This window comes from Cellulosimicrobium sp. NPDC030954, from assembly GCF_055571305.1.
In genome coordinates this window covers 564,553-585,936 of record NZ_JBVIFN010000001.1, presented here as the reverse complement: position 1 = coordinate 585,936, position 21,384 = coordinate 564,553, and the positions used below count along the sequence as shown (strand labels likewise).

Annotated in this window: 17 protein-coding genes and 2 pseudogenes; 9 read left to right on the top strand and 10 right to left on the bottom strand. The window is 73.7% G+C overall.

The window, feature by feature from the left end; translation table 11 throughout:
• Position 1 precedes the first annotated feature (1 nt).
• The gene (locus ACZ402_RS02475) at positions 2 to 1,015 is read right to left on the bottom strand and encodes a carbohydrate ABC transporter permease (RefSeq protein ID WP_375822379.1); all 1,014 of its coding nucleotides are present in this window, start codon (positions 1,013 to 1,015) and stop codon (positions 2 to 4) included.
• Positions 1,016 to 1,135: 120 nt separating this feature from the next.
• Positions 1,136 to 2,452, bottom strand: a complete 1,317-nt coding sequence (locus ACZ402_RS02470; RefSeq protein WP_375822380.1) for an ABC transporter substrate-binding protein — start codon at positions 2,450 to 2,452, stop codon at positions 1,136 to 1,138.
• A 324-nt stretch (positions 2,453 to 2,776) separates the two neighbouring features.
• Here ACZ402_RS02470 and ACZ402_RS02465 point away from each other — a divergent pair, with 324 nt between their 5' ends.
• Positions 2,777 to 3,808 (top strand): LacI family DNA-binding transcriptional regulator, encoded by a 1,032-nt coding sequence (locus ACZ402_RS02465; protein ID WP_375822381.1) that lies wholly within the window; start codon positions 2,777 to 2,779, stop codon positions 3,806 to 3,808.
• Here ACZ402_RS02465 and ACZ402_RS02460 read toward each other — a convergent pair.
• Positions 3,801 to 4,448: an amino-acid N-acetyltransferase gene (locus ACZ402_RS02460; protein ID WP_375822382.1), complete on the bottom strand. Its 648-nt coding sequence runs from the start codon at positions 4,446 to 4,448 to the stop codon at positions 3,801 to 3,803. The two genes, ACZ402_RS02465 and ACZ402_RS02460, sit on opposite strands and share 8 nt — an antisense overlap.
• Positions 4,449 to 4,471: 23 nt before the next feature.
• Positions 4,472 to 5,422 carry a sugar-binding transcriptional regulator gene (locus ACZ402_RS02455; RefSeq protein WP_375822383.1) on the bottom strand — a complete coding sequence of 317 codons (951 nt, stop codon included), beginning with the start codon at positions 5,420 to 5,422 and terminating at the stop codon, positions 4,472 to 4,474.
• A gap of 230 nt (positions 5,423 to 5,652) precedes the next feature.
• Between ACZ402_RS02455 and ACZ402_RS02450 the strand changes: the two genes are divergently transcribed.
• From ACZ402_RS02450 to glpK, 3 genes are all read left to right on the top strand, one after another.
• Positions 5,653 to 7,401 (top strand): glycerol-3-phosphate dehydrogenase/oxidase, encoded by a 1,749-nt coding sequence (locus ACZ402_RS02450; RefSeq protein WP_375822384.1) that lies wholly within the window; start codon positions 5,653 to 5,655, stop codon positions 7,399 to 7,401.
• Positions 7,402 to 7,594: 193 nt separating this feature from the next.
• Positions 7,595 to 8,341 carry an MIP/aquaporin family protein gene (locus ACZ402_RS02445; protein WP_375822385.1) on the top strand — a complete coding sequence of 249 codons (747 nt, stop codon included), beginning with the start codon at positions 7,595 to 7,597 and terminating at the stop codon, positions 8,339 to 8,341.
• Positions 8,342 to 8,440: 99 nt separating this feature from the next.
• Positions 8,441 to 9,958: a glycerol kinase GlpK gene (gene glpK, locus ACZ402_RS02440; RefSeq protein WP_375822386.1), complete on the top strand. Its 1,518-nt coding sequence runs from the start codon at positions 8,441 to 8,443 to the stop codon at positions 9,956 to 9,958.
• Between the two features lie 144 nt (positions 9,959 to 10,102).
• Here glpK and ACZ402_RS02435 read toward each other — a convergent pair whose 3' ends face one another.
• The gene (locus ACZ402_RS02435) at positions 10,103 to 10,756 is read right to left on the bottom strand and encodes a maleylpyruvate isomerase N-terminal domain-containing protein (protein WP_375822387.1); all 654 of its coding nucleotides are present in this window, start codon (positions 10,754 to 10,756) and stop codon (positions 10,103 to 10,105) included.
• A gap of 119 nt (positions 10,757 to 10,875) precedes the next feature.
• Between ACZ402_RS02435 and ACZ402_RS02430 the strand changes: the two genes are divergently transcribed.
• Positions 10,876 to 12,177 carry an alpha/beta fold hydrolase gene (locus ACZ402_RS02430; protein WP_375822752.1) on the top strand — a complete coding sequence of 434 codons (1,302 nt, stop codon included), beginning with the start codon at positions 10,876 to 10,878 and terminating at the stop codon, positions 12,175 to 12,177.
• An 81-nt stretch (positions 12,178 to 12,258) separates the two neighbouring features.
• Here ACZ402_RS02430 and ACZ402_RS02425 read toward each other — a convergent pair whose 3' ends face one another.
• A complete protein-coding gene (locus ACZ402_RS02425; RefSeq protein ID WP_375822754.1) occupies positions 12,259 to 13,704 on the bottom strand; it encodes a helix-turn-helix domain-containing protein in 1,446 nt (481 codons plus the stop codon).
• Positions 13,705 to 13,885: 181 nt separating this feature from the next.
• Here ACZ402_RS02425 and ACZ402_RS02420 point away from each other — a divergent pair, with 181 nt between their 5' ends.
• Complete coding sequence (locus ACZ402_RS02420) at positions 13,886 to 15,838, top strand: phosphoenolpyruvate carboxykinase (GTP) (RefSeq protein ID WP_375822388.1); 1,953 nt, start codon at positions 13,886 to 13,888, stop codon at positions 15,836 to 15,838.
• Positions 15,839 to 15,942: 104 nt separating this feature from the next.
• Here the strand turns inward: ACZ402_RS02420 and trpS are convergent, their stop codons facing one another.
• Together trpS and ACZ402_RS02410 are read right to left on the bottom strand one after the other, a co-directional pair.
• Entirely contained in the window at positions 15,943 to 17,070 is a 1,128-nt protein-coding gene (gene trpS / locus ACZ402_RS02415) for a tryptophan--tRNA ligase (protein WP_375822389.1), read from the bottom strand.
• A gap of 193 nt (positions 17,071 to 17,263) precedes the next feature.
• A pseudogene (locus tag ACZ402_RS02410) lies at positions 17,264 to 17,536 on the bottom strand (EamA family transporter); the annotation flags it as partial.
• Between the two features lie 37 nt (positions 17,537 to 17,573).
• Between ACZ402_RS02410 and ACZ402_RS02405 the strand changes: the two are divergent.
• A pseudogene (locus tag ACZ402_RS02405) lies at positions 17,574 to 18,233 on the top strand (RNA polymerase sigma factor); the annotation flags it as partial.
• Positions 18,234 to 18,237: 4 nt separating this feature from the next.
• Here the strand turns inward: ACZ402_RS02405 and ACZ402_RS02400 are convergent.
• On the bottom strand, positions 18,238 to 18,633 hold the full coding sequence (locus tag ACZ402_RS02400) for a YybH family protein (RefSeq protein WP_375822390.1): 396 nt from the start codon (positions 18,631 to 18,633) through the stop codon (positions 18,238 to 18,240).
• A 147-nt stretch (positions 18,634 to 18,780) separates the two neighbouring features.
• Between ACZ402_RS02400 and ACZ402_RS02395 the strand changes: the two genes are divergently transcribed.
• The gene (locus ACZ402_RS02395) at positions 18,781 to 19,242 is read left to right on the top strand and encodes a tRNA (cytidine(34)-2'-O)-methyltransferase (protein WP_375822756.1); all 462 of its coding nucleotides are present in this window, start codon (positions 18,781 to 18,783) and stop codon (positions 19,240 to 19,242) included.
• Between the two features lie 120 nt (positions 19,243 to 19,362).
• On the top strand, positions 19,363 to 19,695 hold the full coding sequence (locus ACZ402_RS02390; protein ID WP_375822391.1) for a hypothetical protein: 333 nt from the start codon (positions 19,363 to 19,365) through the stop codon (positions 19,693 to 19,695).
• 96 nt (positions 19,696 to 19,791) lie between these two features.
• Here the strand turns inward: ACZ402_RS02390 and ACZ402_RS02385 are convergent, their stop codons facing one another.
• The gene (locus ACZ402_RS02385; RefSeq protein WP_375822392.1) at positions 19,792 to 21,384 is read right to left on the bottom strand and encodes a xylulokinase; all 1,593 of its coding nucleotides are present in this window, start codon (positions 21,382 to 21,384) and stop codon (positions 19,792 to 19,794) included.

Here is a 21,384-nt window from a genome sequence, read left to right as displayed (position 1 = left end):
GTCACTTCTCCTCGGGTGCGCGCATGCCACGGACCTGCGCGACGTTGATGAGCACGAGGGCGGCGAGCACGATGATCGACAGCGCGGCGGCCACGCCCAGGTCGTTCTGGCCCTGGAAGGCGATGTTGTAGATGAGCTGGACCACGGTGATCGTGCTGTTGTCCGGGCCGCCCTTGGTGAGGATGTAGAACTGGTCGAACGCGAGCAGCGAGCCGGTGACGCACATGATCGTGCACAGCGCGAGCGACGGGCGCAGCAGCGGGAGCGTCACGCGCCCGAACGTCTGCCAGCGGTTCGCGCCGTCCATGCGCGCGGCCTCGTAGACCTCGTGCGGGATCCCCTGCAGCCCCACCATGAGCAGGAGCATGTAGAACCCGGCGAAGCGCCAGACGATGAGGAACACCGTCGACCACAGCGCCCCCTCGGGCGAGCCGAGGAACGACACCGGCTCGTCGACGATCCCCAGCCGCTCCAGGAGCGGGGAGATCGGCCCGACCTGCGGCGAGTACAGCGCGTAGAAGAGCAGCGACGCGGACGCGAGGCCCAGCGCGCTCGGCACGAGGATCGACGTGCGCAGGAAGCTCTTCCACCGGCTCGACTCCTGCACCAGGAGCGCGAAGCCGAGCCCCAGGGCGATGAGGAGCACGGTCGCGATCACCGTGTACGTGAGCGTGAAGACGATCGAGTCCCAGAAGAACCGGTTGTCGACGGCGTCGCGGAAGTTGTCGGGGAAGTTGGGGCCCCGGTTGCCGGCGAGCAGCGGCCAGTCGGACACCGACATCTGGCCGACGAGCAGGACGGGCAGGACGAAGAACACGAGGACGAACACCGCGGTGGGCGCGGCGTAGGCCCACCCGCGGGCGGCCTGCGAGCGCCCCGGCCGACGGCGGCGCCGCCCGGCGCTCGCGGTCAGGGTGCCGCGGGGCGGTCGGTGGTCGCTCGCGGCGGGGCCCGGCGACGCCGCGCCGTGCTGCGCGGGCGAGGGCGGCGTCGAGGACGCGGACTGCACGGACATGAGAGGTCTCCTGGAACAGGGCGAGGGAAGCCGGACCCGGCCCGCCGCCGCACGGGTGGCCGCGGCGGCGGGCGCTGTGGTCACGCGGGGTGGTCGCTCGGGACGATCACGCCGGACCGGTCACTGCGAGAGGACCGCGGTGATCTCCTCGTTGTCCGGCTCGATGCTCGAGGCGTCGCCGAAGACCGCGTTGCGCACGAGCGTGAGCCACGGGCTGTTCGGCGCGTTGAACGCCTGCTGGAAGTTGCGGGCGACGGGCGTGCGACCCTTGCTCGCGATCTCGTTGATCGTCACGACGCGCGGGTCGGCCGAGGAGTACTCGTTGTCGACCAGGTCGGCGCGCGAGACGACGTCGCCGTTCTTGGCGAGCACCTCGACCTGGGCGTCCTCGGACATCATCCAGGAGAGGAAGTTCCACGCCTGGTCGGACTGCTCGCTGTCCTTGGAGATGCCGATGCCGTCGCCGCCGACGAACGTCGACTCGCCGCCGCCCGGCCCCGGGATCGGCGCGACGCCGACGTCCACCGTCTCGTCCGCCGTCGACAGGAGCGTCGCCGGGTACGGCATGACGCCGACCTTGCCCTCCTGGAAGGGGGCGACCCAGGTCGCGCCGGTCTCGTCCCGCGTGCCGGCGCCCACGGCGTCGGAGTCGACGAGGTCCTTGTACACGGCGTAGACGTCCTGCGCGGTGTCGCTCGCGAGGAGCGACTCGGTGCCGTCCGCGCTGAGCACGTCCTCGTCCGCGGCCCAGACCGACGGGAACCACGTGAAGACGAGGCACCCGCCGCAGTTGCCGCCGAAGAAGGTGCCGTCGACGCCGCCCCCGAGCGCGTCGACCGCCTTCGCCTGCTCGGCGAACTCCTCGAGCGACGTCGGCCCGGCCTCCGGATCGAGGCCGGCCTGCTCGTAGAGGTCCTTGTTGTAGAAGAGGACCGAGATGTCGAGCACGAACGGCAGGACGTACTCCTCGTCCTCGTACGTGCCGGCCTCCAGGTGGCCCTGGTTGATCTGGTCCGCGAAGTCGAGCTGGTCGATGCGGTCGGTGACGTCCTGGTAGAGCCCCTGCTCGACCCAGTTCGGCACGTACACGATGTCGGCCGCGAACAGGTCGGGCAGCCCGCCGCTGCCCGCGGAGGCCCCGACCTTCGCGACGTAGTCGTCGTTGGGGACGATCGTGAGCTCGACCTGGTTCTCGTGGCTCGCGTTGTACGCGTCCACGAGCAGCTTCGCCTGCTTCTCGAGCGGCGCGCGCGTCCACAGCGTGAGCGTGCTGCCGTCGTCGACCCCCTCGACGCCGCCGTCTCCCGTCCCGCCCGTCGCGGCGTCGTCGCCGCCGGATCCGGACCCGCCGCACGCGGCGAGCCCGAGCGCGACGAGGCCGGCGAGCGTCGTCGTGGCCACGGACCTCTTCCACGAGGCCCCGCGGTGGTTCTTCATCTCGTGTCTCCTCGTACTCGTCTTCGAGCCGTTGCACCTGTGCCCCGTGCCCGCGCTGTGGGCGAACACGTTTTCGGTCACCGTGTCGCGCTGCAGCGCGCTCCACGTGGCCGACCCTCCCCTCAGGCGGCTAGTGTTCGATGTCCTGGCGTCATCCGCGAGCAACGTGCTCGCGACGTCGCCAGCACCGAAACCAACCGAAAAGGTTTTCTGAATGTATGGCAGCGCGGTAGTCTCGTCAAGCAGGGCAGCGGGTTACAGTTCGATCACGGCTCGATCGTCGAGGGCGCAGCGCAGCGCACCGGCAGGAGGGGGAACGGCCTCATGACGACCCAGAGCGGGAGCGCCACGCCGCGCGCGGCGACCCTGACCGACGTCGCGCGCCTGGCGGGCGTGTCCATCGCGACCGCGTCCAAGGCGATCAACGGGCGCGACCAGGTCAAGGCGGAGACGCGCCTGCGCGTCCTGGAGGCCGCCGAGCGGCTGTCCTTCGCCCCCAACGCGCTCGCGCGCGGGCTGCTCAAGGGCCGCACCGGCACGGTGGGGCTGCTCACGAGCGACCTCGAGGGACGCTTCTCGATCCCCGTCCTCATGGGCGCCGAGGACGCGTTCGGCGCGGGCCGCGTGTCGGTCTTCCTGTGCGACGCGCGGGGCGACGCCATCCGCGAGCAGCACCACGTGCGGGCCCTGCTCTCGCGGCGCGTCGACGGCCTCATCGTCGTCGGCTCGCGCACCGACCCGCGGCCGCCGCTCAGCGCGGACATCCCCGTCCCCGTGGTCTACGCGTACGCGCCCTCCGAGGACCCCTCGGACGTCTCGATCACGGCGGACAACGTCGGGGCGGGGCGCCTCGCCGTCGAGCACCTGCTCTCGTGCGGGCGCCGGCGCGTCGCCCACGTCTCGGGCGACCCGGGCTACAAGGCCGCGCAGGACCGCGCGGCGGGCGCGCAGGCCGCGGTCGCCGCCGCCGGCCTGGAGCTCGTCGGCGGCCAGACCTTCTTCGGCTCGTGGAGCGAGGGCTGGGGGCGCGGCGCCGCGCGCATGATCGTCGAGCAGCACGGCGACGTCGACGCCTTCTTCTGCGGCTCCGACCAGATCGCCCGCGGCGTGCTCGACGCGCTGCGCGAGCTCGGCCGCGACGTGCCGGGCGAGGTGTCGGTCATCGGGTTCGACAACTGGGAGGTGCTGACGACCAACGCGCGCCCCCAGCTCACGAGCGTCGACATGAACCTCGAGCGGCTCGGGCGCGTCGCCGCGCAGCGGCTCTTCGCCGCGATCGACGGGACCGTGCGCCCGGGGGTCGAGGAGCTCCCGTGCCGCGTGGTGACCCGCGCGTCGACGGTGCCGATCAGCTGAGCGTCGCGCCCGCGGCGCCGCCGTCGAGGTCGTCGAGGGCGTCGAGGTCGAGCAGCATGCGCGTGTTGCCGAGCGTGTTGGGCTTCACGCGCGCGAGGTCGAGGAACTCCGCGACGCCGTCGTCGTGCGAGCGCAGGAGCTCGGCGTACACCTCGTGCGAGACGGGGGTCCCCTCGATCACGCGGAAGCCGTGCGCCCGGAAGAAGTCGACCTCGAACGTCAGGCAGAACACCCGACGGAGCCCGAGCGCGCGCGCCCGCGCCAGGAGCTCGACGACGAGCGCGTGCCCCACGCGGTGCCCGCGCCACGCGGGGTCGACCGCGAGGGTGCGGATCTCGGCGAGGTCGTCCCACATGACGTGCAGCGCGCCGCACCCGACGACGCGTGGCGCCCGCTCGCCGTCGGGCTCACCGGTGGTGCCCGGCACGGCCGGGTCCACCTCGGCGACGACGAACTCCTGGACCGCCTCGTAGTACCCGACCAGCTCCTTGGCCAGGAGGATCCGGTCCTCCGCGTACGGCTGCACGAGCGCACGGACCGCGCGCACGTCCGCGGGCAGGGCGGGACGGACGCGGACGGCGGAGGTCGTGGGCACCGCGTCACTGTACGCGGATCGGCGCCCCGGTGCATAGTCATGCATCGCACCGCATATCTCCGTGGAGGTCAGGTGCCCCCGACGAGGTGCGCCGCCGTGATCTCGTCCACGACGAGGTCGGTGACGACCCCGGCGCGCAGCGCGGCGCGCAGCGGCGCCACCTTGTTGTCGCCCGCGACCGCGCACACGCGTCGCGGGACGCGCCGCAGCTCCTCCGGCGCGGGGCCGGTCGCACGGCCGTTGAGGGCGATGTCACGGTAGGTGCCGTCCGCGCGCAGGAACACCGTGCACACGTCGCCGACGACGCCCTCCGCGTCGAGGACCGCGATGTCGTCCGGCTCGAGATACCCCGCCGAGTACACGTGCGACGGCACGCCGCCCGCCACGGCCCCGACGGAGAAGAGCGCGATGTCCGCCCGGTGCTGCACGTCGAGCACGCGCCGCACCGACCGCTCGCGCCACATCGCGCGCTTGGTCTCGGCGTAGTCGAAGAACGCGGGCACTGGGAAATGGTGCACGTGCGCGTCGAACGCGGTGCCGAAGCCCGCGATGAGGTCGCCCGCGTAGTGCACGCCCGACGTGCGCGTGTTCGCGGCGCCGTTGAGCTGGACGACGGCGCTCCCCCGCGTCGGCTTCCGCGGCAGGTGCCGGGAGATCGCCGACAGCGTGGTCCCCCACGCGATGCCGAGGATCATGTCGGAGTCGAACCACGTCGACAGCAGGCGCGCGGTCGTCAGGGCGACCTGCTCCAGCCGCTCGACCTGCGGCGCCTGGTCCGGCACCGGGACGACGTACGCGTCGATGCCCCACGTGCTCGAGAGGTGCTGTCCCAGCCCGGGGCCGCGGCTCCGCGCCGGCCGCAGCGAGATCTCGACCAGCCCCGTGTCCCGGGCCCGCTTCACGAGCCGCGACACGGTGGACCGCGACGTGTGCAGGTGCTTGGCGATGGCCTCCATCTTCATGTCCTGCAGGTAGTACATCGAGGCCGCCCGCAGGACGTCCTGCTCCCGGTCCACCATGCCCGTCTCCCTTCGCTCGACCTCCATTCTGCACGTTTGTGCACCACGGTTGCGCGTCCGTTCGGCGCGTGGTGGTCTGGAGGGCGTGCCAGCGCGCCGGGACCCCGGCGCGCCCACGACGGTTACCGCTCGCGCACCCTGGTCGGGCGTGGGACCGTCGCTGTGAGCGCACCGTGGGCGCATCGTCCCGCGGCGTGCCCGCAGCACCGAGGGACGAGAGAGGAAGACGGATGGCATCCACGAGACTCACCGCGGAGTCGCGCCGGCAGGCGCTCGCCGCGCTCGAGGCCAGCACGACCCCCGACGCGGAGCTCGACGTCCTCGTGATCGGCGGCGGCGTCACCGGCGCGGGGATCGCGCTCGACGCCGTGACGCGCGGGCTGTCGACGGCGATCGTCGAGGCGCAGGACTGGGCGGCCGGGACCTCGAGCCGGTCGAGCAAGCTCGTCCACGGCGGGCTGCGCTACCTGCAGATGCTCGACTTCCACCTCGTCAAGGAGGCGCTGACCGAGCGCGACCTCCTGCTCAAGGACATCGCTCCGCACCTCGTGCGGCCCGTCCCGTTCCTCTACCCGCTCGAGCACCGCGTGTGGGAGCGCGCCTACGTGGGCGCGGGCATCGCGCTCTACGACACGCTCGCGAGCCTCGCCCCCGGCAAGCGCGCCATGCCGATCCACCGGCACCTGTCGCGCAGCCGCATGGAGAAGAAGTTCCCGGACCTCGCGCACGACGCCGCGATCGGCGCCGTGCAGTACTGGGACGCGTCCGTCGACGACGCGCGCCTCGTCACGACGCTCGTGCGCACGGCCGCGTCCTACGGCGCGCACGCCGCCTCGCGCACGCAGGTCGTGTCCCTCACCAAGGGGTCGACGGGCGCGGTGAACGGCGCCGTGCTCCAGGACCTCGAGACCGGGGCCGAGATCACCGTCCGGGCCCGCGCCGTCATCAACGCGACCGGCGTCTGGACCGAGGACACCGAGGCGCTCGCCGGCAGCGAGGGCGGGCTGCGGGTCCTCGCGTCCAAGGGCGTCCACATCGTCGTCCCGCGCGAGCGCATCAAGGGCCAGGTCGGGCTGATCCTGCAGACCGAGAAGTCGGTCCTGTTCATCATCCCGTGGTCGCGCTACTGGATCATCGGCACCACGGACACCCCGTGGGAGCAGGACTTCCAGCACCCCGTCGCGACGTCGGCCGACATCGACTACGTGCTCGACCACGCGAACGCGGTGCTCGCCCACCCGCTCACACGCGACGACATCATCGGCACGTACGCCGGGCTCCGCCCGCTCCTGCAGCCGGGAACCAAGGAGGGGACGAGCTCCGCGAAGGTCTCGCGCGAGCACACCGTCGCCTCCCCCACCCCGGGCCTGACCGTCATCGCCGGCGGCAAGCTCACGACCTACCGCGTGATGGCCAAGGACGCGGTCGACTTCGCGATCGGCCAGCGCGCCAGCGCCCTGCCGTCGATCACGCAGAAGATCCCGCTCCTGGGCGCCGTCGGCCTGGACGCCGTCCGGCGCCAGGCGCGCCCGTGGGCCTCGCGCTACGGCTGGACGCCCGCGCTCGTCGACCACCTGCTGCACCGGTACGGGTCCAACCTGCGCGAGATCGTCGAGCTGTGCGAGGCGCGGCCGGACCTCGCGAAGCCGCTGGAGCACGCGCCGGCATACCTGCGCGCCGAGATCGCGTACGGCGTCTCCCACGAGGGCTCGCTGCACCTCGAGGACCTGCTCCTGCACCGCACCCGGCTCAACTACGAGGTCGCCGATCGCGGCCTCGCCGCGCTTCCCGAGATCGCCGACCTGGTCGCCGAGCTCCTCGGGTGGGACGACGCGACCCGCGCCGCCGAGATCGCCAGCTACACCGACCGCGCGAACGCGGAGGCCGCCGCCGAGCAGGAGCCCGACGACGCGTCCGCCGAGCGCACCCGGCTGGAGGCCGACGACGTGTCGCCCCTGCAGCCGCTCCGTACCACCTGACAGCAGCACACCGCCGCGAGCGAACCTCGGGCGCCGTCCGGCAGGGGACGGCGCCCGACCGGCCCTCGCACACCGACCTCACGGGGCGCACGCCGACGGCGGACCGGCCCGAGGACCCGGCGCTCAGGCGCGCCGGGACGGTTGAGACAGAGAAGTCCACCACGAAAGAGAGAGCACGATGGATCAACTCCTCATGAACGCCTTCTGGTCCGAGGTCCTCGGCACGGCGACCCTGATCCTCCTCGGTGCGGGCGTCGTCGCGAACGTCGTCCTGCCGAGGTCCAAGGGCTTCAACGGCGGCTGGCTCCTCATCAACTGGGGGTGGGGCCTCGCGGTCTTCGCCGGCGTGTACGTGGCGCACAAGTCGGGCGCCCACCTCAACCCCGCCGTGACGATCGGCCTGTTCGCAGCCGACCAGCCCTTCGCGACCATCACCGGCCCCGAGGGCGTGGTCACCGCGACGATCGAGCCGACCGTCGGGAACATGTTCATGTACTTCGGCGCAGAGATGCTCGGCGCCTTCATCGGCGCGGTCTTCGCGTTCCTCGCCTACAAGAAGCACTTCGACGAGGACGCCCCGGGAGCGACGAAGCTCGCCGTGTTCTCCACCGGACCGGAGATCCGCTCCTACTGGTGGAACTTCCTCACGGAGGTCATCGCGACGTTCGTGCTCGTGTTCTTCGTCGTCGTGTCGGGCAAGACGCCGTCCGGTCTCGGGCCGCTCGCCGTCGCGCTCATCGTCGTCGGGATCGGCGCGAGCCTCGGTGGTCCGACCGGCTACGCCATCAACCCTGCGCGCGACCTCGCGCCCCGCATCGCCCACGCGCTCCTGCCGATCAAGGGCAAGGGCTCCAGCGACTGGTCCTACTCGTGGGTCCCGGTCGCCGGCCCGCTCGTCGGCGGCGTGCTCGCGGGCCTGCTCGGCGCCGCATACATCTGACGGACGCCCACGTGGCCGGGGAGGGGCACCCCGGCCACGTGGCCACACGCTGCTGCACCTCAACCCACACCCACACCGACGTGAAGGACTGAACGCACCATGGCCGACTACGTTCTCGCCATCGACCAGGGGACCACGAGCTCCCGGGCCATCGTCTTCAACCACTCCGGGGAGATCGTCTCCACCGGCCAGCTCGAGCACGACCAGATCTTCCCGCGCGCGGGGTGGGTGGAGCACAACCCGGAGCAGATCTGGAACAACGTCCGCGAGGCCGTGGGCCTCGCCCTGACCCGGGCGAACGTCACCTACCAGGACATCGCCGCCGTCGGGATCACGAACCAGCGCGAGACAGCGGTCGTGTGGGACAAGACCACCGGGAAGCCCGTCTACAACGCCATCGTCTGGCAGGACACCCGGACGCAGAAGATCGTCGAGGAGCTCGGCGGCTCCGACGGCCCCGAGAAGTACAAGTCGGTCGTCGGTCTCCCGCTCGCGACCTACTTCTCCGGCCCCAAGGTCAAGTGGATCCTCGACAACGTCGAGGGCGCCCGCGAGGCCGCCGAGCGCGGCGACCTGCTGTTCGGCAACACCGACACGTGGACGCTGTGGAACCTCACGGGCGGCGTCAACGGCGGCGTGCACGTCACCGACGTGACCAACGCGTCGCGCACCATGCTCATGGACCTCGACACCCTCTCGTGGCGCGAGGACATCGCCGCCGACATGGGCATCCCCCTGTCGATGCTCCCGGAGATCAAGTCGTCCTCCGAGGTGTACGGGCACGGGCGCCAGCAGGGCCTCCTGCCGGGCGTGCCGATCGCCGGCATCCTCGGCGACCAGCAGGCCGCCACGTTCGGCCAGGCGTGCTTCGAGGTCGGGCAGGCCAAGAACACGTACGGCACCGGCAACTTCATGCTGCTCAACACCGGGACCGAGAAGGTCATGAGCGAGAACGGCCTGCTCACGACCGTCTGCTACAAGATCGGCGACCAGCCCGTCCGCTACGCGCTCGAGGGCTCCATCGCCGTCACCGGCTCGCTCATCCAGTGGCTGCGCGACAACCTCGGCATGTTCGAGGACGCACCCGACGTCGAGTGGCTCGCCGGGAAGGTCGAGGACAACGGCGGCGCGTACTTCGTGCCCGCGTTCTCCGGCCTCTTCGCCCCGTACTGGCGGCCCGACGCGCGCGGCGCGCTCGTCGGCCTCACCCGGTACGTCAACCGCAACCACATCGCGCGCGCCGCACTCGAGGCGACGGCCTTCCAGACGCGCGAGGTGCTCGACGCCATGAACGCGGACTCCGGCGTCGACCTCACCGAGCTGCGCGTCGACGGCGGCATGGTCGCCAACGAGCTGCTCATGCAGTTCCAGGCCGACCAGCTCGGCGTCGACGTCGTGCGCCCCAAGGTCGCGGAGACCACCGCGCTCGGCGCCGCGTACGCCGCCGGCATCGCCGTCGGGTTCTGGCAGGGCGAGCAGGACGTCATCGACAACTGGGCCGAGGACAAGCGGTGGAGCCCGTCGATGGACGACTCCGAGCGCGAGCGCCTCTACCGGAACTGGAAGAAGGCCGTGACGAAGACGTTCGAGTGGGTGGACGAGGACGTCGAGCAGTAGTCCCTCTCTCGACGGAGGTCCCGCCTTCCGGAGGGGGTGGGGTGGTGTCGCCGGTCGTGGCGACACCACCCCACCCCCTCTTCGCGCGTCGCCTCTCGTGCGGGGCGTGCCCCCACGTCCGGAGAGGCGACCAGGGCGCGGGTGTCAGCCGAGGCTGAGGGGGAGGCGGGTCGCCAGGGGGCCCAGCGCAGCTCGCTCCGCGGCCGTCGGGGCGCGGCGCCCCGTCACGACGCGCAGGGCGTCCGGGTCCGCGAGGGACGGCGGGACCGGCGCGCCCAGGAGGGCCTCGAGGAGCGTGCGCGACGCCGCGAGCGTGGCCTCGGGCGGTCCGGCCGCGGACGGCAGGTGCGCGACGAGGTCGAGGTGGTGCACGGTCCACTCCAGGACGTACGCGTCCAGGAAGTCGCGGACGGTGAGCGTCTCCCCCTGCGTCCCGACGACGGCCGTCGGGTCCGCGAGCCCCGCCGCACGTCCCGCGGCGGCGAGGAGGTCGTCGACGTGGTGCCGCAGGGCGCCCGGCAGCCCGTAGGCCGCCGCGAGCCGCGCGACGAGGCGGCCGTGGGGGTCGGGGTGCGCCTCGGCCTCGCCCGCACGCCAGTACGCGACCGCGTCGACGGTCGGCTCCGCGTCCTCCGGGGTCACCAGGGTGACGAGGACGTCCTGCGCGCCGATGGTCAGGTGGCAGACGAGGTCGCGCACCAGCCACCCGGCGCAGCCCGACGGCCGCTCCCAGTCGTCGTCCGCGAGGTCGTCCACGGCGTCCTGCAGGGCGGTCACCGCCTGGGTGAAGAGGAGCATCCCGGCACGCTAGCCCCGCCGCCGAGGCCGGACAAGGGGTCGCCGCGGTCCCCCCGCCGCGTGGGCGTCGCGCCCGACCGGCGCCGTCCCCGGCGACTAGGGTGAACCGGGTGAGCGTCGTGCGCGAGACCAGCTACACCGTCCCCGGGATCCACGTCACCGACCGCGAGCTCGAGGTGCCGCTCGTCTGGGGCGACGACGGCGACCCGCGCCGCCTGACGCTGTTCGTGCGCGAGCTCGTCGACCCCGTGCGCCGTCGGGACGACCTGCCGCTGCTCGTCTTCCTCCAGGGCGGCCCGGGCGGCAAGGGGCCGCGCCCCACCGGCCCCGACGGCTGGGTCGGCACGGCGCTCGAGACGCACCGGGTGGTGCTGCTCGACCAGCGGGGCACCGGGCGGTCGTCGGCCGTGCGGGGCGCGGCGCTCGCGGCCCGCGGGTCGGGCGCCGCCCAGGCCGACCACCTGTCGCACTTCCGCGCCGACGCGATCGTCGCGGACGCGGAGCACGTGCGACGCACGGTCTACGGCGGCCGGCGCTGGTCCTCGCTCGGGCAGTCCTACGGCGGGTTCCTCACCATGACCTACCTGTCCCGGGCGCCCGAGGCCCTCGACGCGTGCTACGTGACGGGCGGGCTCCCGGGTCTGACGGCGGACGCGCGCGAGGTCTACCGCCGCACCCAGCCGCGCGTCGTCGCGAAGAACGCCGCGTACCGCGAGCGGTATCCCGACGACGCGGCCCGGCTCGCGCGCGCCGCGGACCGCCTGGCGGTGGGCGACGTGCGTCTGCCCGACGGCGACGTGCTCACCGTCCGCCGGCTCCAGTCGCTCGGCATGGACCTCGGGATGAAGCCGGGGCCCGAGCGCATCCACTGGGTCGTGGACGAGGCGTTCGACGCGGACGCGCCGGACGAGCTCACCGACACGTTCCTCGCGGAGGTCGCCGCGGCGACGTCGTTCCGCACGAACCCGCTCTACGCGGTGCTGCACGAGTCGATCTACGCGCAGTCCGGCACCGGAGCCACCGCGTGGGCGGCGGAGGCCGTCCGTGCCGAGGACCCCGCGTTCGACCCCGCGGCCCGGCCGCTGCTGCTCACGGGCGAGATGATCTACCCCTGGATGTTCGACGAGGTCGCCGCGCTGCGGCCGTTCCGCGCGGCGGCGGAGGCGCTCGCCGCCCGCGACGACTGGCCGGACCTGTACGACCTCGACGTGCTCGCCCGCAACGAGGTGCCCGTCGAGGCGGCGGTCTACCACGACGACATGTTCGTCGACGCGGGCCTCTCGCTCGAGACCGCGGCCCGCGTGGGCAACGTCCGCACCTGGGTCACCAACGAGTTCGAGCACGACGGCCTGCGCACGGGCGACGTCCTCGCCCGCCTCCGAGACCGCCTCGCCGCCCGAGGCGGCCCCCTCCCCACATGACCCCACCTTGCTGTGGGCGTGAAATGGGCTCGGTTGAAGCGCTTCAACCGAGCCCATTTCACGCCCACAGCGGGTGACGGGTCACGACGGGGCGTGCTTGGCCAGGAATGCGTAGACCTCTGTCGCGTCGACGCCCGGGAACGCGCCGGACGGGAGCGCGGAGAGCACGTGCTGGTGCATGCGGGCGCTCGGCCACGACGCGTCCTCCCAGCGCGTCGCCGCGTCGGCGGCGGGGCGGCGGCAGCACGACTCGTCCGGGCACGACGACTGGCGCCGCACGGTCGTGTCCCGGCCGCGGAACCACTTCGCCGACGCGAAGGGCACCCCGACGGCGATCGAGAACTGGCCGGTCGTCGTCGTGCCGGTCTGGGTCGAGCACCAGAACGTCCCGGCGGGCGTGTCCGTGTACTGGTACGACTCCTGCGCGCGGTCGCGGCGCGTGAACGCCTCCCGGACGGCCCACCGTCGGCAGACCATCTGGCCCTCGATCGCGCCGGTCACGTCGGCGGGCAGGGGCAGCCCGTCGTTCTCGTACCCCCGGAACAGCGCGCCGTCGTCGCCCACGCGCAGGAAGTGCAGCGGGATACCGAGGTGCACCGTCGCGAGGTTCGTGAAGCGCTGCGCCGCGGCCTCGTGCGTCACGCCGAACGCGTCGCGGAGGTCCTCGACCGCGAGGTCCTTCTCGCGCTTGCGCCGCTCGAGGAACTCGACGGCGGCGGACTGCGGGATGAGGCAGCACGCCGCGAAGTACGTGATCTCGACGCGCTGGCGCAGGAACTCCGCGTACGAGCGCGGCCGCTCGTGCCCGAGGACGCGGTGCGCGATGGCCTGGAGGGCGAGCGAGCGCAGCCCGTGGCCGCCGGGGATCGACGCCGGCGGCAGGTAGATGCGCCCGTTCTCCAGGTCCGTGACGGTGCGCGTCGAGTGCGGCAGGTCGTCCACGTGCCAGATGGTGAAGCCGAGCTGCTCCGCCATGCGCGCGACCGTCCGGTGGGTCAGCGCGCCGACGGTGTACCCGGCCGCGCGGGCCATCTCCTCCGCGAGGGCCTCGATCTCCGGGTAGTAGTTGTCGCGCGCCTGGCGCTCGAGGCGGAGCTCGGTGTTCGCGCGCCGCGCCTCCTCCGGGGTCGCGACGGCCTCCGTCGCGCGGCGCTGGAGCTCGGCGTGCAGCCCGACGAGGTTCTCCAGGACGGGGAGCGGGAGCTTCTGGCTCGCCTTCACGGACGGCAGGCCCAGCCCGGCGAACAGCGGCCCGCGCTGCGCGCGGTCCAGCGCGATCTCCAGGGCGGCCCGGCGCGACGGCGGCTCGTCGGCGAGCAGGTCGGTCACGGGGACGTCGAGCGCCTGGGCGAGGTGCTGCAGGAGCGACAGGCGCGGCTCGCGGCGCCCGTTCTCGATCATCGACAGCAGGCTCGGGGCGGTGCCGACCGCCGCTCCGAGCGCGTCGAGCGTGAGCCCGCGGGCCGTGCGGAAGTGGCGCAGCCGGCGCCCGAGCGTGATGAGGTCCGCCTGCGGCGCGGCCGGCACGGGCTCGTCGGGGCCGCGGCCGGGCGGGGTGCGCGGAGGCACGCGGGGCTGCGAGCTGGTCACCCCTTGACAGTACGTCAAGATCCACGGATCTTCACAGCGTTCCGGTGGGAAAGTTCGTGCGCTGCTGCGTGAGGGTGGAAGGAGCACGAGGCCACCGCCGACCCCAGGGAGCACCCTCATGACCACCGCCGCCCGCACCGCCCGCACGCGCCGCACGCGGTCCGCCGCGCTGCTCGACGACGTGGAGACCGACCTCGCCGGTCTCCGGGCGCCGTCCGGCACGACCTCCGGCTCCGCCGTCGGCTCGCCGGACGGCGACCCGCGCCCCCGCGACGCCCGCGCGTGGGTGCGCGAGATCGCGAACCTCACCGAGCCCGACGCGATCGTGTGGTGCGACGGCTCCGCGGCCGAGAAGCAGCGGCTCACCGACCTGCTCGTCGACGCCGGGACGCTGCTCCCCCTCGATCCCGCCCTGCGGCCGGGCAGCTACCTCGCGCGGTCCGACCCGAGCGACGTCGCGCGCGTCGAGTCGCGCACCTTCATCTGCTCGCGCGCCGAGGTCGACGCCGGCCCGACGAACAACTGGCGCGAGCCCGCGGCGATGCGCGCCGAGCTGCGCGGGGTGTTCGACGGCTCGATGCGCGGCCGGACCATGTACGTCGTCCCGTTCTCGATGGGGCCGGTCGGCGGGCCGATCTCGCAGGTCGGCATCGAGGTCACCGACTCGCCGTACGTCGTCCTGAGCATGGGGATCATGACGCGCGTCGGCCAGGAGGTCATGGACCTGATCGACGCCGGCGCCCCGTTCGTCCCGGCCGTCCACTCGGTGGGCGCGCCCCTGGTCGACGACACGGGCGCGGTCCGCGAGGACGTGCCGTGGCCGTGCAACGACACGAAGTACATCGTCCACTTCCCCGAGACGCGCGAGATCTGGTCCTACGGCTCCGGGTACGGCGGCAACGCGCTCCTCGGCAAGAAGTGCTTCGCGCTGCGCATCGCGTCCGCGATGGCGCGCGACGAGGGCTGGCTCGCCGAGCACATGCTGCTCATCCGGGCGACGTCGCCCGAGGGCCGTGCGTACCACCTCGCCGCCGCGTTCCCGTCGGCGTGCGGCAAGACGAACCTCGCGATGCTGCGACCGACGATCCCCGGCTGGACGGTCGAGACCATCGGCGACGACATCGCGTGGCTGCGCCCCGGCCCCGACGGCCGCCTGCGCGCCATCAACCCCGAGGCGGGCTTCTTCGGCGTCGCGCCCGGCACCGGCGTCGAGACCAACCCGGCCGCCGTCGAGACGTTCGCGCGCGACACGATCTTCACGAACGTCGCACTCACCGACGACGGCGACGTGTGGTGGGAGGGCCTGACCCCCGAGCCGCCCGCGCACCTGATCGACTGGACCGGCCAGGACTGGACGCCCGACGCCGGCCGTCCCGCCGCGCACCCGAACTCGCGGTTCACCGTCTCCGCCGCGCAGTGCCCGACGATCGCCGACTCGTGGGAGGACCCCGAGGGCGTCCCGATCGACGCGATCGTGTTCGGCGGGCGCCGCGCGAGCAACGTGCCCCTCGTCGCGCAGGCGTACGGCTGGGAGCACGGCGTGTTCATGGGCGCCACCATCTCCTCCGAGCAGACGGCCGCCGCCGAGGGCACCGTCGGCGCCCTGCGCCGCGACCCGTTCGCGATGCTGCCCTTCTGCGGCTACAACATGGCCGACCACTGGGCGCACTGGCTGCGCGTCGGTGCATCGCTCGACCCGGACAAGCGGCCGAAGATCTTCCAGGTCAACTGGTTCCGCAAGGACGCCGACGGCCGCTTCCTGTGGCCCGGGTTCGGCGAGAACTCGCGCGTGGTGGCGTGGATCGCGGCGCAGGTCGACCGCTCGCGCGGCGTGCGCACCGACTCCGGCGCCGTGAAGAGCCCCGTCGGCCTGCTCCCCGCGCCGGGCGCGCTCGAGCTCGGCGGCCTCCACATGGACGACGGCGACCTCGACGCCCTGTTCGACGTCTCGCCCGAGCAGTGGCTCGCCGAGGCCGAGCTGACCGCCGAGTTCTTCGACACGTTCGGCAACCGCGTGCCCGACGAGCTCTGGGCGCAGCTCGCCCGGCTGCGGGACCGGCTCGGCGCGTAGCCCCCGCCGAGAGCCGCCCGACCGATGCGCTCCGGTTCGAGCGCTGCACTCCCCCGTGCAGCACTCGAACCGGAGCGCATCGTCCGGCGCGGGACGCGTCGCCGTCAGTACGCCGTGCCCATGAGGTCGCGGACGTCGGCGAGGGTGCGGTCCGCGATGGTGTTCGCGCGGGCGTTGCCCTCGCGGAGCACGTCGAGGGGGTCGGGGCCGTCGCCCGCGGCGAGCGCGCGGCGTCGGTCCCGCAGCGGACGCAGGTGCTCGACGAGCGCCTCGGTCACCACCTGCTTGAGCCGTCCCGCGCCCGCCGCTCCGACCTCGTCCGCGAGCGCCTCCGGCGTCGTCCCGGCCGCGAACGCGCCGAGCGTGAGGAGGTTCGCGACCTCCGGGCGGCGCTCGGGCTCGTAGGTGACGTGCCGCTCGGAGTCGGTGCGGTGGCGGCGGACGAAGCGCGCGGTCGCGTCCTCGTCGTCGCGCAGCTCCAGCGCGTTGCCCGCGGACTTGCTCATCTTGCGACCGTCCGTGCCGAGCACGGTGGGGGCGGGCGCGAGCAGCACGTCGGGCTCGGGGAAGTACGGCGCCGCGGCGGCGTAGCGCTGGTTGAAGCGGCGTGCGACGGTGCGCGTGAGCTCGACGTGCGGGAGCTGGTCCTGCCCGCCGGGCACGAGGTTGCCGTGGCAGAACAGGATGTCGGCGGCCTGGTGCACGGGGTAGGTGAACAGCAGGCCGCTCATGGGCCGTCCCTGCCGGGCCGCGGCGGCGACGGCCTCGGCCTTCACGGTCGGGTTGCGCTCGATCTCGGCCGTCGTGACGAGGCTGAGGAACGGCAGCAGGAGCTGGTTGAGGGCCGGGACCGCGGAGTGCGTGAAGATCGTCGTGCGCGCGGGGTCGATCCCCGCGGCGAGGTAGTCGAGCACGACCTCCCGCACGGTGGCGGGCAGGTCGCCGGCGTCGTCACGGTCGGTGATGACCTGGTAGTCGGCGACGACGAGCACGACCTCCACGCCGTCGTCCTGGAGCCGCACGCGGTTGGCGAGCGTGCCGAGGTAGTGGCCGAGGTGCAGCGCGCCGGTCGGGCGGTCGCCGGTGAGGACGCGGTACCCGGACGGGTCGGTCGCGAGGCGGGCCTCGATCTGCGCGGACCGCTCGCGCGCTGCGGCGACGGACGCGGTGGACGACGGCGCGGCTCCGGCCGCGGGGCGGGTCGCCTCGGCGACGGCGAGGGTCGTGGTCATGGTGGCTCTCCTTCGGTGGGGAGCCGCGCGCCGCGTGCCCGGTCGGGTGGGCCCGGACGTGACGACGTCCCGGCTGCGGCGCGCAGCTCGGGACGTGGGCAGGACTGGTCACGGCTGCGGGGGCAGCCACCACCAGCTCTGCGTGATCATGCGTCCACCTTACGCCGCGGGCCTCGCAGGGACGGAGCCCGGGTCAGGTCGCGCGGCGGGGAGCCCGGTCCGGGGGCACGGCCCGGCGGGCCGGGAGCGTCGCGATGGCGACCCCGGCGAGGCAGAGCGCGCCGCCCGCGAGAGTGACGGCCGCGGGGACCTCGGCGAGCACGAGCCAGGACAGCACGACGACGAGCGGCGGGACCAGGTACGTCGTCGCGGCGGCGCGGCCCGCGCTGAGGCGGGAAAGGGCGTACCCCCACGTCGTGAAGGCGACCGCCGTCGAGCCGAGGCCGAGCAGCACGACGGCCCACGTCGACGACGGCGGCGCCGCGGCGGTGTCGGCCGCGAGCGCCGGGGCGAGCGGGAGGAGGGCGGTGCGCCCCGACCTCGCCCACGAGGCGCTCCGGCTCGCGCGCGTCCTCGCCGGACTGGTCCCCGACGAGCACGAGGCCCACGCGCTGGTCGCCCTCCTCGAGCTCACCGCCGCGCGGTTCCCCGCCCGCACCACGCCCGACGGCGACCCCGTGCTGCTCGCCGACCAGGACCGACGGCGGTGGGACCGGTCCGCGATCCGGCGTGGCCGCGCGGCGCTGGCCCACGCCGACGCGGTCGGGCCGCCCGGTCACGGGCGCGGCGCCTACGGTCTCCAGGCCGCGATCGCCGAGTGCCACGCGGTGGCCCCGTCGGTCGAGAAGACGGACTGGGATCGCGTCGTCCTGCTCTACGAGGCGCTGGGACGGCTCGCGCCGTCGCCCGTCGTCGAGCTCAACCGGGCCGTCGCGGTCGCGATGGCGCACGGTCCGGCGGCGGCGCTGCCGATCGTCGACGAGCTCGTCGCGACCGACCGTCTGCCCGGGTTCCACCTCCTGCCGAGCGTGCGCGCGGAGCTGCTCGGCCGCCTGGGCCGCGTCGAGGAGGCCCGCGCGGAGTACGCGCTCGCGGTGCGGCTCTGCCCGAACGCCCGCGAGCAGGACCTGCTGCGCCGCAAGGCGGCCGCGCTCGGCACGTGAGGCGCTACGACGCGTCGGACGCCGTGTACGACCTGCCCGGCCAGTACGGCCACTCCTCGAAGTGCGCGACGCGCCCGTCCGGGGCGAACCGGAGCACCCAGAGGTCGCGGTACTCCTGCTCCTGGGGCGCGAGGTACCGGACCTCGAGGCGCACGACGGCGTCCGGCCCGTCCACCGCGACGGGCTCCGCGGTCACGGTGAACGTCGCCCCCTCGTCCGCGGTCCAGAAGCCGCGGATCGCGTCGTGGCCGCGCAGGGGCTCGTCGTCGTAGGGCGAGCGCAGGTACGTCGCGTCCGGGGTGAACAGGCGCTCGACGGCGGTCGTGTCGTTCGCGCGCCACGCCTCCTCGTACGCGGCGACCCAGGCCATCACGGCCTCGCGGTGGACGGCCTCAGCCACGGGAGCCTCCTCGATCGTTCGTCGACGGCCCCACCGACGCTACCCGTCCCGCGACGCTGCGAGAATCGGTGCGTGAGCGAGACCCCCGACCCCCGCACCGACTGGCGGCCGCACGTCGCCGACCCAGCCGCCCGACCGCCGTCGACCCTGCCCCACGTGGTGTTCTTCGAGCCGCGCATCCCCGGCAACACGGGCAACGCGATCCGGCTCGCGGCGGTGACCGGGGCACGTCTGCACCTCGTCGAGCCGCTCGGGTTCGACCTGGACGAGCCCAAGCTGCGCCGCGCGGGCCTGGACTACCACGACCTCGCGTCCGTCGAGGTCCACGCGGACCTGGACGGCGCGCTCGCGACCCTTCCCGGCCGGGTCTTCGCGTTCACGACGCGCGCGACGACGTCGTTCACCGACGTGACCTACCGGCCGGACGACGTCCTGCTGTTCGGCCCCGAGCCCACGGGCCTGCCCGACGACGTGCTGGCCCACGAGCGCATCACGGACCAGCTCAAGATCCCCATGCTCCCCGGGCGCCGCTCGCTCAACCTCACCAACGCGGCGTCGATCGCCGTCTACGAGGCGTGGCGGCAGACGGGGTTCGCCGGCGGCGCGTAAGGGAAAGCACGTACCTGGTGAAGGTCAAAGTTACGTACTCCTCGAGTTGCTGGCAGGGCTGCACCACGGTGAACTGTGGCCGAGCCGATCCCGGCCTTCACACCTGAGCAAAGGAGCTCCATGCGAACCATCCGACTGCGCGCCCTGGCCGTCTCCGCCCTCGCTGCCGCCGCCGTCGCGATCGCGCCCTCGGCGAGCGCGGCCCCCTACGACGGCGGCGTGTGCTCGTTCGACGTCACCCGGTCCGGGAACGTCTTCACCGTCAGCGCGGGCACGTGCGACTGGGTGCTGCTCGAGGTGTACGGCTACGCCTACGGGATGAACCTCAACCGCTCGGTCTCGACGACGAGCGTCGCGTCGGTGACGATCGAGGGACCGGTGTGGGGCGTGACCGGCGCTGCCGCGGTGGGCCGCAAGGGTGGCGTGACGGGACCCGTCGTCCGCGTGCTCTGACCACCCCTACCCCGGTGGTGTGGGCATGAAATGGGCCTGGTCTCCTGACGGAGACCAGGCCCATTTCATGCCCGCAGTGCGGGGTTGACGGTCCGGTCAGACGAGGTCGCGGACCGCTGCGTACTGGTCGCGGATCGCCGGGACCGGGTCGGCCTCGACCACCGTGGCCGACGACGCGGCCCAGGTGGGCGGCGCGACGTCCGCCCCCGGGCCGGCCTTGTGCGCGGCGAGGACCCACGCGGCCTGGCGCGCGGCGCCGTCGGCCACGTACTCGCCGGGCTCGGGGACCGTGACGGGCAGGCCGAGGACCTGCGGCGCGATGCGCCGGACCGCCTCGGACTGCGCGCCGCCGCCGATGAGCTGCACGCGCTCGACCCGGACGCCGAGCGCCCGCAGCGCGTCGAGCCCGTCCGCGAGGCCGCACAGCATGCCCTCGACGTACGCGCGCGCGAGGTGCTCCGGCGTCGACGTGCCGAGCCGGATCCCGTGCAGCGTGCCCGACGCGTCCGGACGGTTGGGCATGCGCTCGCCCTCCAGGTACGGCACGAGCACGAGCCCGTCCGCGCCGGGGGGCGCCTGGAGCGCGAGCCGCGACAGCCCCGCGTGGTCGACGCCGAGGACGGCGCGCGCCGCGTCGAGCACGCGGCTCGCGTTGAGCGTCACCGCGAGCAGCAGGTACCGACCCGTCGCGTCGGAGAACCCGTTGACGAGGCCCGACCCGTCGGCGGTGCGGTCGTCGGTCACCGCGGACACGACGCCCGACGTGCCGATCGACACCGCCACGTCGCCCGCGACCATGCCGAGGCCGAGGGCCGCGCCCGCGTTGTCGCCCGCGCCGGGGCCGAGGAGCGTGCCGCCCTCGACGGCGCTGCCTGCGACCGAGGCGTGCGCGACGCCCGCCACGGCCGACGGCGCGACGACGCGCGGCAGCACGACGTCCGTCCGCCCGAACGCGAGCTCCAGCAGGTCGAGGCGGTACGCGCCCCGTCCGTCGTCACCGTCGCCGCGGGTCGCGTCGTAGTACCCCGTGCCCGACGCGTCGGACGCGTCGGTGACGAGCGCGTCGAGGTCCGGGCCGAGCGGCGCGGACTCGTCGCCCGCCGGGCCGTACCCGGCGATGCGCCACGTGAGCCAGTCGTGCGGCAGCGCGACGGCGGCGACGCGCGCCGCGTTCTCGGGCTCGGCGTCGCGCAGCCAGCGCAGCTTGGTCACGGTGAGCGAGGCGACCGGCACCGACCCGATCGCGTCGGCCCACGCCTGCGCGCCGGCCTCGGTCGCGGACTCGACCCGGTCGTGGGCGTCGGGGACGCCCTCGGCGAGGCGGGCCTCGCCGAGCTCACGGATCAGGTCGCGCGCCGCGGGCGCCGAGCGCGTGTCGTTCCACAGGAGCGCGTCGCGCACCACGTTCCCGTCCGCGTCGAGCGCGACGAGCCCGTGCTGCTGGCCGCCGACGGCGAGCGCCGCGACGTCGTCGAGCCCGCCCGCCGCGGAGGCGGCCTCGCGGAACGCGGCCCACCACGCGTCGGGGTGGACCTCCGTGCCGTCGGGGTGCTTGGCCGAGCCCGTGCGCACGAGGGCGCCCGTCGCGGCGTCGCGCACGACGACCTTGCAGGACTGCGTGGACGTGTCGACGCCGGCGACGAGCGTGCGCTCGCCGCCGGCGTCGGACGTCCGGGCGTCGGTCGTCAC